Here is a 13,376-nt window from a genome sequence, read left to right on the forward strand (position 1 = left end):
TGCTGCCTGGCCTGATGCCCTGTCGCTAAATAGGTTTCAAACGTCGCGATGCAGGTTACAAGCAAAAATAATCACAAGAAATTTGGAAATATTTGGGGATGTTTCGAGCTGAAATATCGAGCCGGAACAACGAGAAATTGGCCCGGCAAAGCGGAAATATCGACCGCCTTTCACGCGGCGATCCGTAGAAAATGCCGCTCCGGCCCGCGCGCCGGGGCGCGTAGCCTGCAAACCTTTCATGTCGCGATTGAAACAACCGGCATTCGAATGTTTTCAGCCGGATAAATGACATGCGTTTTTTTGCCGATTTCTTTTCCCTAGAATCGATTTCGATTCAATATTTCATTTAAACGCATGCATTACGTTCACGCATCGGATGCGCGGCGCGCCGCGGCATCGGCCGCGCGTCGCGAAGGAGCGGCGCGATGACGGGCATTTCGCGCACCACCGACCTCGCCCCGCCGCAACACGGCCGCATCGTGCAGCTCGACGGGCTGCGCGCGATCGCCGTCGGCGCCGTGTTCCTCCAGCACGCGCTGAAGGCGCCGCTATGGATGGGCGTCGACCTGTTCTTCGTGCTGAGCGGCCTGCTGATCACCGGCATCCTGCTCGATCGCAAGGCGCGCGGACAGTCGTACTTCAGCCACTTCTACGCGCGCCGAGTGCGCCGGATCCTGCCGCCGTACGTGCTGCTGCTGATCGTGTCGACGCTGCTGTTCGGCGCGAGCTGGCTGCCGCACTGGCCGTGGTTCGCGTTCTTCTCGACCAACATCGGACTGTCGCTCGGCAGCATCGGTCACGACAGCCTGAACGTGCTGTGGTCGCTCGCCGTCGAGGAGCAGTTCTACATCTTCTGGCCGTTCGTCGTGCTGTGGTGTTCGGAGCGAGCGCTGCTGTGGATCGCCGCCGCGCTGATCGTCGCGGCGCCCGTGCTGCGCGCGATCGCGACGCCGTGGTTCGATTCGTTCTGGCCGATTTACTACCTGACGCCGTTCCGCATGGACCTGCTCGCCGCGGGTGCGCTGCTCGCGATCGTGCTGCGCCGCGACCGGCGCGCGCTGGAGCCGTTCTATCCGCTCGCGATCGTCGGCGCGCTCGTGTCGCTCGCGATCCTCGGCTGGCTGCACCTGTCGTTCCCGCGTTTCCGCGCGGCGAACACGCCGCTGTCGAACGCCGCGCTTTACAGCATCTCGCTGCTGCTGTGCACGTCGATCGTCGTGATCGCGCTGCGCGGACGCGGCCTCGTGCAGCGCGTGCTGACGAACCCGCTGCTCGTGTACGTCGGCACCGTCAGCTACACCGTCTACCTGATTCACCTGAGCGTGCTGTACGCGCTGTGGCCGTTGCACCTGAACCGCTTCGTCACGGCCGCGCTCGCCCTCGCCATCACGCTCGCGTACGCCACCGTGAGCTGGTACGGCTTCGAGCGGCGCCTGACGCGCGGCCCCGCACGCGCCACGGTGCCCGCCGCCGCGCGCACGACAGCCTGACTTTCTCAATCCATCGATTCGACCAGGACATTGCCATGAGCCAAACTCGCAAGAAGGCCATCATCACGGGGATCACCGGACAGGACGGCGCCTACCTGACCAAGCTGCTGCTCGACAAGGGCTACGAAGTCACGGGCACCTACCGCCGCACCAGCTCGGTGAACTTCTGGCGTATCGCCGAGCTCGGCGTCGATACGCACCCGAACCTGTCGCTCGTCGAGCACGACCTGACGGATGCCGGCTCGAGCCTGCGGCTGCTCGAACGCACGCAGCCCGACGAGCTGTACAACCTGGCCGCGCAGAGCTTCGTCGGCGTGTCGTTCGATCAGCCGGCGACGACCGCCGAGGTCACCGGCATCGGCCCGCTGAACCTGCTCGAGGCGATCCGCGTGGTCAGCCCGAAGACGCGCTTCTACCAGGCATCGACGTCCGAGATGTTCGGCAAGGTGCAGGCGATTCCGCAAACGGAAACGACCGCGTTCTACCCGCGCAGCCCGTACGGCGTCGCGAAGCTGTACGCGCACTGGATGACCGTGAACTACCGCGAGTCCTACGACCTGTTCGGCTGCAGCGGCATCCTGTTCAACCACGAATCGCCGCTGCGCGGCCGCGAGTTCGTCACGCGCAAGATCACCGACACCGTCGCGAAGATCAAGCTCGGCAAGGCGACCAAACTCGAGCTCGGCAACCTCGACGCCAAGCGCGACTGGGGCTTCGCGCTCGAATACGTCGAAGGGATGTGGCGAATGCTGCAGGTCGACGAGCCCGACACCTACGTGCTCGCGACCAACCGCACCGAGACCGTCCGCGACTTCGTGCAGATGGCGTTCGCGGCGGCCGGCTACCAGATCGAATGGACCGGCAAGGGCGAACAGGAACGCGGCCTCGACGCGTCGAACGGCGACGTGCTCGTCGAAGTGAATCCGAAGTTCTACCGCCCTGCCGAAGTCGACCTGCTGATCGGCTGCGCGGACAAGGCCAAATCCAAGCTCGGCTGGGCGCCGGAAACGACGCTCGAGCAGCTTTGCCAGATGATGGTGGAAGCGGACCTGACGCGGAATCGTCACCATGACACGTACTGATGCCGGACGCTCGTCGCGCCGCGCATTCGTCACGGGCCTGACCGGCTTCACCGGCCGCTACATGGCGCAGCAGCTCGAGGCGGCCGGCTACGACGTGTGGGGCACCGTTGCGCCCGGCGCGGCGCGGCCGGACGATCCGGCGTTCGCGAACTGCACGCTGCTGCCGGTCGACCTGCTCGACGCGCAGGCGATGCGCGCGGCGGCCACCGATGCGCGACCCGATGCGGTCGTGCATCTGGCTGCGCGCGCACACGTCGCGCAGGACGAGCCGTCGCAGACTTACGCGGTCAACATCGTCGGCACGCGCAACCTGCTGGCCGCGCTCGCGGGTCTCGATCGCCGTCCGTCGGCGGTGCTGCTCGCCAGCAGCGCGAACATCTATGGCAATTCGACGGCCGGCGTGCTCGACGAAACCGTCTCACCCGCCCCCGCGAACGACTATGCGGTCAGCAAGCTCGCGATGGAATACGCGGCGAAGCTGTGGGCCGACCGCCTGCCAATCGTGATCGCGCGGCCGTTCAACTACACCGGCGTCGGCCAGGACGAGGCGTATCTGCTGCCGAAACTCGTGTCGCACTATGCGCGCAATGCGCCGCGCATCTCGCTCGGCAATCTCGACGTGAGCCGCGATTTCTCCGACGTGCGCGACGTGACGACCGCCTATCTGAAGCTGCTCGAAACCGCGCCGGCCGGCGAGACGTTCAACGTCTGCTCGGAGCGCGCGTATTCGCTGAAGGAAGTGCTGGCGATGCTGTCGCGGATCGCCGGCTACGTGATCGACGTGACGATCGATCCACGTTTCGTCCGGCACAACGAAGTGAAGCGCCTGAGCGGGTCGCGCGACAAGCTGCGGCGCGCGGTGGGCGAGCTTCCGGTGACGCCGCTCGACGACACGCTGCGCTGGATGATGGAAGCGATGCGTGACGTGCCTCGGCCCGCGCAGGCCGGGCACGCCGGCTGATTGCGTCAACGCGCGCGGCGCCGGCCAAAAAACGACGGGCCGCTCGATCAGATCGAGCGGCCCGTCGTCATGTCGGCCCTGTAACCTGCCGCCGCGCTCAGCCCGCGAGACCGCGCGCGAGATCGTTGCGCAGGTCGCCCGCGTTTTCCAGGCCGACCGCGAGGCGGATCAGCCCTTCGGTGATCCCCGCGGCCGCACGCGCTTCCGGCGTGATGCGGGCATGCGTCGTCGTCGCCGGATGCGTGATCGTCGTGCGCGTGTCACCGAGGTTGCCGGTGATCGAGATCAGCTTCGTGCTGTCGATCACGCGCCACGCATTCGCGCGCTGCTGCTCCGGCGTGTCGCCCTTCAGCTCGAACGACACGATCGCGCCGCCCGCCTTCTGCTGGCGCTTCGCGAGTTCGTGCTGCGGATGCGATTCGAGCCCGGGATAAAACACGCGCGCGACGGCCGGGTGCGAATCGAGCCAGCGCGCGATTTCCAGCGCGTTCGCCGACTGCTTCTCGACGCGCAGCGACAGCGTTTCCATCCCCTTCAGCAGCACCCACGCGTTGAACGCCGACAGCGTCGGCCCCGCGCTGCGCACGAACGGGAACACCTTGCCCATGATGAATTCCTTCGAGCCGACCAGCGCGCCGCCGAGCACGCGGCCCTGCCCGTCGAGGAACTTCGTCGCCGAGTGCATCACGACGTCCGCGCCGAGTTTCAGCGGCTGCTGCAGCACCGGGCTGCAGAAACAGTTGTCGACGACGAACAGCGCGTTCGCGGCCTTCGCGATCTTGCCGATCGCCTCGATATCGGCGAGTTCGGTCAACGGGTTCGACGGCGTTTCGAGGAAGAACATCTTCGTCTCGGGCCGTACCGCTTCCTGCCATGCGTTCAGGTCGGTCGGATCGACGAAGGTCGTCGTGATGCCGAACTTGCTGAAGATCTGCGAGAACATCCCGAGCGTCGAGCCGAACAGGCTGCGCGAGCTGACGAGGTGATCGCCCGCCTGCAGGGCGGACATCACGACCGACATGATCGCGGCCATGCCCGATGCCGTCGCGATGCAGGCCTCGCCGCCTTCGAGCGCGGCGAGACGATCCTGGAACATGGTGACGGTCGGGTTCGTGAAGCGCGAATAGGTGAAATAGTCTTCCGAATTCGCGAAGCGCTCGGCCGCCTCGGCCGCGCTCGTGAAGCAGAAGCTCGACGTGAGGAACAGCGCTTCCGAATGCTCGTTGAAGTTGCTGCGCAACGTGCCCGCGCGCACGGCGAGCGTGTCGAAGTTGAGGGAGTCGTCCATGTTCCGTTTTCCGTATTCGAGGGTCGCGCCGCAGGTCATGCGTCGGGCGCGAACCCAGCCACAAAATCAGGCCAAAACAAAAAGCCCGCTATGCGTCGGCATCAGCGGGCTTCGGTGCGGTACGACAGCGATCGACTCGGGCCGGCTGCCGCCGGCCTTCGCTTTAGCTGTTTTGGGAAGTCGCCCCGCGTCCGCAAGCTGAATCAAATCGACGCACGGCGACATCCTATCACGCTTCGTCGGAAGCGTGCGGCTGCATCACTCGACCGACAGTTGCAGGTTCATCTGCGAACGCGCGGCATCGCCGGCCGTGTCGCGATCAGCCTGCGACGCCGGTGCGAGACGCGCGCGCTCGATCGCATCGAGGTACTCGGGCGTCACGGCGCCGGTGATGTAGTTGCCGTCGAAGCACGACGCCTCGAATTGCTCGAGCTTCGGGTTGATGTCGCGCACCGCGCGGCGCAGGTCGTCGACGTCCTGGTAGATCAGGTGGTCGGCGCCGATGATCTTCGCGACTTCCTCGTCGGTGCGGCCGTGGGCAACCAGCTCGCCGCGCGTCGGCATGTCGATGCCGTACACGTTCGGGAACTTCACGGGCGGTGCCGCCGACGCGAAGATCACCGACTTCGCGCCCGCATCGCGCGCCATCTGCACGATCTCGTGCGAGGTCGTGCCGCGCACGATCGAGTCGTCGACGATCAGCACGTTCTTGTCCTTGAACTCGATGCTCATCGCATTGAGCTTCTGGCGCACCGACTTCTTGCGCACGGCCTGGCCCGGCATGATGAAGGTGCGGCCGACGTAGCGGTTCTTGAAGAAGCCTTCGCGATACTCGACGCCGAGCTTCGCGGCGACCTGCATCGCGGCCGGACGCGACGAATCGGGAATCGGCATCACGACGTCGATCGGCACGTTCGGCAGCTCGCGCTTGATCTTCTCGGCGAGGTAGTCGCCCATGCGCAGGCGCACGTTGTAGACGGGCACGCCGTCGAGGCACGAATCCGGACGCGCGAGATACACGTATTCGAACATGCACGGATTCAGCGTCGGGTTCTCCGCGCACTGCTGGCTGTGGAAGTTGCCGGCCTTGTCGATGAAGATCGCTTCGCCCGGCTGCACGTCGCGCACGAATTCGAACCCGATGCCTTCGACCGCCACCGACTCAGACGCCACCATCCACTCGGTGCCGTGTTCGGTCTCGAGCTTGCCGATGCAGAGCGGGCGAATGCCGAACGGATCGCGGAACGCGAGCAGGCCGTAGCCGGCGATCAGCGACACGATCGCGTACGAGCCCTGCAGGCGGCGATGCACGCCCGCGACCGCCTTGAACACCGCGGCCGGATCGAGTTCGAGGCCCGTCGTCGACAGCTGCAGCTCGTGCGCGAACACGTTGAGCAGCACTTCGCTGTCGGAATTGGTGTTGATGTGCCGGCGGTCGATCCGGAACATCTCGTCCTTCAGCTGTTCCCAGTTCGTCAGGTTGCCGTTGTGCGCGAGGATGATCCCGAACGGCGCGTTCACGTAGAACGGCTGCGCCTCGGCTTCGCTCGACGCCGAGCCGGCCGTCGGATAACGGACCTGGCCGATGCCGAAGGTGCCGGGCAGGCTGCGCATGTTGCGCGTGCGGAACACGTCGCGCACCATGCCGTTCGCCTTGTACATGTGGAAATTGCTGCCGTCCGCCGTCGCGATGCCCGCTGCGTCCTGACCGCGATGCTGCAGCAGCAGCAGGCTGTCATAGATCAGCTGATTGACCGGGGATTGGGAGATAACGCCTACGATGCCGCACATGGCATGTCCTTCAGAATGACAAAATCGGTTCCGTCCTGCCCGGCCGCGTCGTCACACGCGTACGTACTGGGCCATGCCGTCGGGCAGGAGCTGCTTCAGCTCATGCACGCCCTGTTCGGCGAAAGGACGCAATAGCGCATTGCGCCAGAAATCCTGTTTGGGCAATTCGGTCAGCCCGGCCGCCGCGACCAGCAGCACCACCAGCACGCAGCCGCGGACGAGCCCGAACATCATGCCCAGCGAGCGATCGACTCCGCCGAGGCCCGTCGCCTGCGCGATCCGCGACAACAGCGCGTTCGCGACACCCGCGACGAACACCACGCCGATCACGATCAGCGCGAACGCCAGCACCCACTGTGTCAGCGCGCCGCCCGGCCAGTTCGCCGGGATATATGGCACCACCAGTCCGACATAGCGGGCCGCGATCGCAATCGCCGCGATCCAGCCGATCAGCCCGAAAATCTCCGAGACGAAACCGCGCCACGCGCCACGCAGCGCGGACAACGCGATCACCGCCAATACAGCGTAGTCGAAAGCCGTCAGCATCGCACGTTACTGCGTGAGTCCGGCTTCGCGCACCTTCGCAATCGCGGCGGACGCCGCCGCGCGATCCGCGAACGGGCCGGCACGCAGCAGTGTAGCCGTGCTGCCGTCCGCCTGCTTGCGATGCTCGACATATGCGGGCACCCCCGCCGATTTCAACTTGGTGGCCCACGAACGGGCCGTCGTGTCGTCCTTGAACGAACCGAGCTGCACCGCGAAGCGCGCACCGGCCGACGATGCGTCGCCGCCGTCGGCCGCGGCGTCGGCGTTCGCGACCGTCGCGGGCGCCGGCTTCGGCGCGGGTGCGGCCGTGGCCGGCTTCGCAGCGGGCTTCGGCGGCGTCACATTCGCCGTGGTCGCCGGGGCCGTGGTATCGGGCTTCGCGGCCGGCTTGGCCGCATCCTTGGCCGCCGGCGCGGGCACGGCCGCCACGACGACATCGGATGCCGGCGGTTCGTCATGCGCGACACCTGCCTGCACGTCGGACGCGTCGTCGTCGCGCGGCGCGACCGCCTGATGCGCGGGCCGGTTCGGGATGTCGATCGCGATGTCGTCCGTCACCGGCTTCGGGTGCGAATCGAGCACCATCGGCAGCACGATCACCGCGGCGACGACGAGCGCGATCGCGCCGACGAGACGCCGGCGGGCGCGTTGCTTTTCTGGAAGGGTCGGATCGAGGAGCAGTGCGTCCGATTCCGGACGCTCGGTGCGGCGCGTGCGTCGCTCGACGCGTTCAGTGCGCTCCGTGCGCACATTCCGGGAGGCCCCGGTACGACCGCCGCGCCGCGGGGGCGCGTCGTCGTCTTTCTTGCCGAACGAGAAAATTCCCATGAATGGCTGAGTCCGAAACTGCCCGTCAGTCAGTGTTGCTGCGATTTCCGGTAGGCCATCACACCTGCCACCGTATGGAAACTGCCGAAAACCACGATTCTATCATTCTCGGATGCTCTTTTTAGTGCATCGCGAAATGCTTCGGCGGGCGACGCGAACCGCGTCACGCTCGAATCGGCCCCCTCCTCCACGCCGACCTTGCGCAGCGCGGCTTCGAGCTGCTCCGCGCTCGCCGCGCGCGGCAGCGGCAGGTCGGTCACGCACCAGTGGTCGACCTCGCCCTTCAGATGCCGCAACACGCCGTCGATGTCCTTGTCGTGCATCGCACCGAACACCGCGTACGTGTACGGGAAGAAGCCCATGTTGCCGAGATTTTGCTCGAGCACGGCCGCCGCATGCGGGTTGTGCGCGACGTCCAGCACGATCGCCGGCTTGCCGGGCAACACCTGGAAGCGGCCCGGCAGTTCGACGTTGGCGAGCCCGAGCCGGATGTCCTGCGCGGACACCGGCAGCACCGGGCGCAGCGCCTCGAGCGCGGCCAGCGCGGCCGATGCATTGATCAGCTGATTCGCACCGCGCAGCGCCGGATACGCGAGCGCCGGGTAGCGCTTCTCGCGACCGAGGTAGCTCCACTGCTGGCGCTCGGCGCCCGCCTGCGCCTCGTAGCGGAAATCGCGGCCGACGAGCCACAGGTCGGCGCCGATCGCTTCGGCGTGATCGATCAGCGTTTGCGGCGCGGCCGGATCGCCGCAGATCGCCGGCTTGCCGGCACGGAAGATCCCCGCCTTCTCGAAGGCGATCTTCTCGCGCGTGTCGCCGAGGTATTCGGTGTGATCGATGTCGATGCTCGTGACGATCGCGCAATCGGTATCGATGATGTTGACCGCATCGAGCCGGCCGCCGAGGCCGACTTCGAGGATCACCGCGTCGAGCCCGCGCGACGCGAACAGGTGCAGGATCGCGAGCGTCGTGAATTCGAAGTACGTGAGCGACACGGGCTCGGGCAGCGACGTGCGCGCTGCCTCGACGGCTTCGAAGTGCGGCAGCAGCTCGGCGTCGCTGACCTGCTGGCCGTTCACGCGCGCGCGCTCGCCGAATTCGAGCAGGTGCGGCGACGTATGGCAGCCGACCTTGTAGCCCGCGCGCACGAGGATCGTCTCGAGAAACGCGCAGGTCGAGCCCTTGCCGTTCGTGCCGCCGACGGTGATGACGGGGCACGCGAATTCGAGCTGCAGCGCCGCCTTGACCTGCCCGATGCGGGTCAGGCCCATGTCGATGCCGACCGGGTGCGCGCGTTCGAGATGCGAAAGCCACGCGTCGAGAGTGGGAAAAGTGCTCATCGGATCAAATCTGGATCGGGACCGCCACTACGCCAAAAAACGAAGCGCGCCGCCTGACGCTGAAGCCAGGCGACGCGCAGTGTTCACAACCTCGCGCCAATCAGGCCAGCGCGTCGGCCGGTTGCCGCTGCAGCAGCGCGAGCAGTTGCGCGATCTCGTCGCGCATCTTGCGGCGGTCGACGATCATGTCGATCGCGCCCGTCTTCAGCAGGAATTCCGCGCGCTGGAAGCCTTCCGGCAGTTTCTCGCGAACCGTCTGCTCGATCACGCGCGGGCCGGCGAAGCCGATCAGCGCCTTCGGCTCGGCGATCACGACGTCGCCGAGGAATGCGAAGCTCGCCGACACGCCGCCCATCGTCGGGTCGGTCAGCACCGAGATGAACGGCAGCTTGGCCTCCGCCAGCTTGGTCAGCATCGCGGTGGTCTTGGCCATCTGCATCAGCGACAGCAGGCTTTCCTGCATCCGTGCGCCGCCCGACGCCGTGAAGCAGATGAACGGCACTTGCTGCTCAAGCGCATTCTGCGCGCCGCGCGCGAAACGCTCGCCGACGACCGAGCCCATCGAGCCGCCCATGAACGAAAACTCGAAGCAGGCAGCGACGACGGGCAGCGTATGGATCGCGCCGCCCATCACGACCATCGCGTCGGTCTCGCCCGTTTCGTCCATCGCTTCCTTCAGACGATCGGGGTACTTGCGGCTGTCCTTGAACTTCAGCGAGTCGACCGGCACGATTTCCTGGCCGATTTCATAGCGGCCTTCCGGATCGAGCAGCCCGTCGAGACGCTCGCGCGCACCGATGCGCATGTGGTGATCGCACTTCGGGCACACGTGCAGGTTCGCGTCCACGTCGTTGCGGTACAGCACGGCCTCGCAGGACGGGCACTTGACCCACAGGCCTTCCGGAATGCCCTTGCGGCTTTTCGGGTCGGTCTGCTTGATCTTCGGCGGCAACAGTTTGTCGAGCCAGCTCATCGTATGGTTTCCTGTTCCGTGGCGGGGCGGGCCGACCGGCCCGTTCCCGCTTCCTGTGTTGTGTTTATCGCGCCGTCTTGCCGGCGCCGTCCAGGGCGGCGCGCAGCTCGGCGATGAAAGTCTTCAGCGCGGCGACGGCGCCTTCCGGCGCGGCGCTCTCGAGCAGTTGCACCAGCCGGCTGCCGATCACGACGGCGTCCGACACTTCGGCCACCGCGCGCGCCGTTTCGGCGTCGCGGATGCCGAAGCCGACGCCCACCGGAACCGGCACGCGCGACTTGATGGCCGGGATTTTACCCGCAATGCTCGAAACATCCAGATTTCCGGCGCCGGTCACGCCCTTGAGCGACACGTAGTACACGTAGCCGCTCGCGATCTTGCCCACGTCGGCGATGCGTTCGTCGGTCGACGTCGGCGCGAGCAGGAAGATCGGATCGATCTGCGCGGCGCGCATTTTCTCGGCGAACACGCCCGCTTCCTCGGGCGGATAGTCGACGACGAGCACGCCGTCGACGCCGGCCGCCTGCGCCTCGGTCGCGAACGTGTCGACACCCATCCGCTCGATCGGGTTCGCATAACCCATCAGCACGACGGGGGTTTTCTGGTCGGTCTCGCGGAAGCGCTTCACGTCGGCGAGCACGCTCTTGAGCGTGACGCCGCGCGCGAGCGCACGCTCCGACGAGCGCTGGATCACCGGGCCGTCGGCCATCGGGTCCGAGAACGGCACGCCGAGCTCGATGACGTCGGCGCCCCCTTCGGCGAGCGCGTGCATGAATTCGACGGTTTTCGCGGGATCGGGGTCGCCGGCCGTGATGAACGGGATCAGGCCCTTGCGGCCTTGTTCGGCGAGTGCGGCGAAGGTCTGCTGGATACGATTCATGGCAATTTTCCTTTGTCGACCGGAGTTCGCGCTTCAGCGCTTACTCCGGTCCCATGCAAAGCAGCGATCGGCACAGCGGCGGCGCGACTCACGCGCACGCCGGCGTGGCGAGCGCGTTCACGCGCTCGTGCGCGATCGCGCAATAACTTTCGTTGATCTCGTAGCCGACGAAGTCGCGCCCCTGCCGTGCGCAGGCCACCGCGGTCGTGCCGCTGCCCATGAACGGATCGAGCACGCGGCCGCCCGGCGGGCAGCTTGCGAGCACCATCCGCTCGATGATTTCCAGCGGCTTCTGGGTCGGATGATCGACGCGCTCCGCGTGCTGCCGGTGCAGGCGCGAGACCGACCAGACGTCCTTCGGGTTGTAGCCCATCTCCAACCACTTGCTGCCTTCGAACAGCTTGCGCGAGCGGGCCTTCTTCGTGTCGGCGTCGTACGGGATGCGGACCGGATCGAGATCGAAGTAATACGCCTTGGAAACCGCGAAAAAGCCGATGTTGTCGTGCACCGACGTGAAACGGCGCGTCGTGCCGCCCATGCTCGGCACGCGCCGGTCCCAGATGATCTCGTTGACCATCGTGAGCTTCGTCTTCAGGAAGCTGAAGATTTCCGGCGCGTACTGCCACGTGCAGAAGATGTACATCGACCCGCTCGGCTTGAGCTTCGGGATCGCGAGTTCGAGCCACTCGCGCGTCCACGCGAGAAAATCGTCGCCCGAGCGCTTGTCCGAGTCGTTGCCATAGTCCTTGCCGAGCCCGTACGGCGGATCGGCGACGATCAGGTCGATCGACGCATCCGGCAGGCGCGCGGCTTCGGACATGAAATCGCGGTTGTGCAGCTCGATCCCGGACGGCAACGCGCACGGCACGGCGACGGCAGACTGCACCGCCTCCGCTTCGCTCGCGGCGCCGCCGCCCGGTTGTTCGATCAGGTCACGCATCGGTCGGGGTCAGAGCGCGATGCCCGATCGCTCGGCGACCGTATGCATGTCCTTGTCGCCGCGGCCCGACAGGTTGACGAGGAGGATCTTGTCCTTGGACAACGTCGGCGCGAGCTTCACGGCGTACGCGATCGCGTGGCTCGACTCGAGCGCGGGGATGATCCCCTCGATCCTGCAGCAGTCGTGGAACGCCTTCAGTGCCTCTTCGTCGGTGATGCCGACATACTGCGCGCGGCCGCTGTCCTTCAGCCATGCGTGCTCGGGACCGACGCCCGGATAGTCGAGCCCGGCCGATACCGAATGCGTCTCGATGATCTGGCCGTTGTCGTCCTGCAGCAGGTACGTGCGGTTGCCGTGCAGCACGCCGGGGCTGCCGGCGATCAGCGACGCCGCGTGACGGCCCGTGTCGAGGCCGTCGCCGGCCGCTTCGACGCCGATCAGCTGCACCGACGTGTCGTCGATGTACGGATAGAAGATGCCCATCGCGTTCGAGCCGCCGCCGACGCACGCAATCACCGCGTCCGGCTGCCGGCCGGCGAGTTCCGGCATCTGCACCTTGCACTCGTCGCCGATCACGCGCTGGAAGTCGCGCACCATCGCCGGATACGGGTGCGGGCCCGCGACCGTGCCGATGATGTAGAACGTGCTTTCGATGTTCGTGACCCAGTCGCGCATCGCTTCGTTCAGCGCGTCCTTCAACGTGCGCGAACCCGATTCGACCGGCACGACCGTCGCGCCGAGCAGCTTCATCCGGTAGACGTTCGCGGCCTGGCGACGCACGTCCTCGGCGCCCATGTAGACGATGCACTCCATCCCGAAGCGCGCGCAGATCGTTGCCGTCGCGACGCCGTGCTGGCCCGCGCCCGTCTCGGCGATCACGCGCTTCTTGCCCATCCGCTTCGCGAGCAGCGCCTGGCCGATGACGTTGTTGATCTTGTGCGCGCCGGTGTGGTTCAGGTCCTCGCGCTTCAGGTAGATCTGCGCGCCGCCGAGCATCTCGCTCCACCGCTGCGCGTGATAGATCGGCGACGGACGACCGACGAAATACTTCAGTTCCCGCTCGTACTCGGCGACGAAATCGGGGTCATGACGGAATTTTTCATACGCCGCGCGCAGTTCGTCCAGCGCGTGAATCAGCGTTTCGGCGACGAACACGCCGCCATACGGGCCGAAGTGGCCGTGATCATCAGGAAGGTTGTACATGGTGTCACTCTCGATCGGTCGGCGCGCCCCGCTGTCGGGGCCGCACCGGCTTGC

General features: G+C 66.2%; 13 protein-coding genes. 3 read left to right on the forward strand and 10 right to left on the reverse strand.

All coding sequences use genetic code 11. The features are described 5' to 3' along the window. Positions 1 to 36: 36 nt before the first annotated feature. Positions 37 to 240 (reverse strand): hypothetical protein, encoded by a 204-nt coding sequence (locus tag ACT2FV_RS06790; RefSeq protein WP_170296470.1) that lies wholly within the window; start codon positions 238 to 240, stop codon positions 37 to 39. 185 nt (positions 241 to 425) lie between these two features. Here ACT2FV_RS06790 and ACT2FV_RS06795 point away from each other — a divergent pair, with 185 nt between their 5' ends. The 3 genes from ACT2FV_RS06795 to ACT2FV_RS06805 are packed head-to-tail and all read left to right on the forward strand — an operon-like array spanning position 426 to position 3,533. Then, positions 426 to 1,490: an acyltransferase family protein gene (locus ACT2FV_RS06795; protein ID WP_059679259.1), complete on the forward strand. Its 1,065-nt coding sequence runs from the start codon at positions 426 to 428 to the stop codon at positions 1,488 to 1,490. 35 nt (positions 1,491 to 1,525) lie between these two features. Then, positions 1,526 to 2,572, forward strand: coding sequence for a GDP-mannose 4,6-dehydratase (gene gmd / locus ACT2FV_RS06800; RefSeq protein ID WP_059599537.1), 1,047 nt, complete (start codon positions 1,526 to 1,528; stop codon positions 2,570 to 2,572). Continuing rightward, positions 2,559 to 3,533 carry an NAD-dependent epimerase/dehydratase family protein gene (locus tag ACT2FV_RS06805; RefSeq protein ID WP_444503507.1) on the forward strand — a complete coding sequence of 325 codons (975 nt, stop codon included), beginning with the start codon at positions 2,559 to 2,561 and terminating at the stop codon, positions 3,531 to 3,533. The genes gmd and ACT2FV_RS06805 overlap by 14 nt, the downstream gene beginning before the upstream one ends. Before the next feature lie 97 nt (positions 3,534 to 3,630). Here ACT2FV_RS06805 and ACT2FV_RS06810 read toward each other — a convergent pair whose 3' ends face one another. The 9 genes from ACT2FV_RS06810 to trpB all read right to left on the reverse strand — a co-directional run bounded on the left by ACT2FV_RS06810 (position 3,631) and on the right by trpB (position 13,322). Next, on the reverse strand, positions 3,631 to 4,821 hold the full coding sequence (locus tag ACT2FV_RS06810) for an O-succinylhomoserine sulfhydrylase (RefSeq protein WP_124628480.1): 1,191 nt from the start codon (positions 4,819 to 4,821) through the stop codon (positions 3,631 to 3,633). Positions 4,822 to 5,079: 258 nt separating this feature from the next. Further along, positions 5,080 to 6,612 carry an amidophosphoribosyltransferase gene (purF, locus tag ACT2FV_RS06815; RefSeq protein ID WP_059599539.1) on the reverse strand — a complete coding sequence of 511 codons (1,533 nt, stop codon included), beginning with the start codon at positions 6,610 to 6,612 and terminating at the stop codon, positions 5,080 to 5,082. 51 nt (positions 6,613 to 6,663) lie between these two features. Then, positions 6,664 to 7,158 (reverse strand): CvpA family protein, encoded by a 495-nt coding sequence (locus ACT2FV_RS06820; protein ID WP_059524763.1) that lies wholly within the window; start codon positions 7,156 to 7,158, stop codon positions 6,664 to 6,666. Between the two features lie 6 nt (positions 7,159 to 7,164). Further along, positions 7,165 to 7,986 (reverse strand): SPOR domain-containing protein, encoded by an 822-nt coding sequence (locus ACT2FV_RS06825; RefSeq protein WP_174920228.1) that lies wholly within the window; start codon positions 7,984 to 7,986, stop codon positions 7,165 to 7,167. Between the two features lie 29 nt (positions 7,987 to 8,015). Continuing rightward, a complete protein-coding gene (folC, locus tag ACT2FV_RS06830) occupies positions 8,016 to 9,326 on the reverse strand; it encodes a bifunctional tetrahydrofolate synthase/dihydrofolate synthase (protein WP_059599541.1) in 1,311 nt (436 codons plus the stop codon). A gap of 100 nt (positions 9,327 to 9,426) precedes the next feature. After that, complete coding sequence (gene accD / locus ACT2FV_RS06835; protein ID WP_044843820.1) at positions 9,427 to 10,299, reverse strand: acetyl-CoA carboxylase, carboxyltransferase subunit beta; 873 nt, start codon at positions 10,297 to 10,299, stop codon at positions 9,427 to 9,429. Between the two features lie 64 nt (positions 10,300 to 10,363). Further along, positions 10,364 to 11,179: a tryptophan synthase subunit alpha gene (trpA, locus tag ACT2FV_RS06840; protein ID WP_059599542.1), complete on the reverse strand. Its 816-nt coding sequence runs from the start codon at positions 11,177 to 11,179 to the stop codon at positions 10,364 to 10,366. A gap of 88 nt (positions 11,180 to 11,267) precedes the next feature. Next, positions 11,268 to 12,119: a DNA-methyltransferase gene (locus tag ACT2FV_RS06845; RefSeq protein WP_059524755.1), complete on the reverse strand. Its 852-nt coding sequence runs from the start codon at positions 12,117 to 12,119 to the stop codon at positions 11,268 to 11,270. Positions 12,120 to 12,128: 9 nt separating this feature from the next. Next, on the reverse strand, positions 12,129 to 13,322 hold the full coding sequence (trpB, locus tag ACT2FV_RS06850) for a tryptophan synthase subunit beta (RefSeq protein WP_059599544.1): 1,194 nt from the start codon (positions 13,320 to 13,322) through the stop codon (positions 12,129 to 12,131). Positions 13,323 to 13,376 lie beyond the last annotated feature (54 nt).

The sequence above is a fragment of the Burkholderia sp. PR2 genome, assembly GCF_052372875.1.
GTDB lineage: Bacteria > Pseudomonadota > Gammaproteobacteria > Burkholderiales > Burkholderiaceae > Burkholderia > Burkholderia diffusa.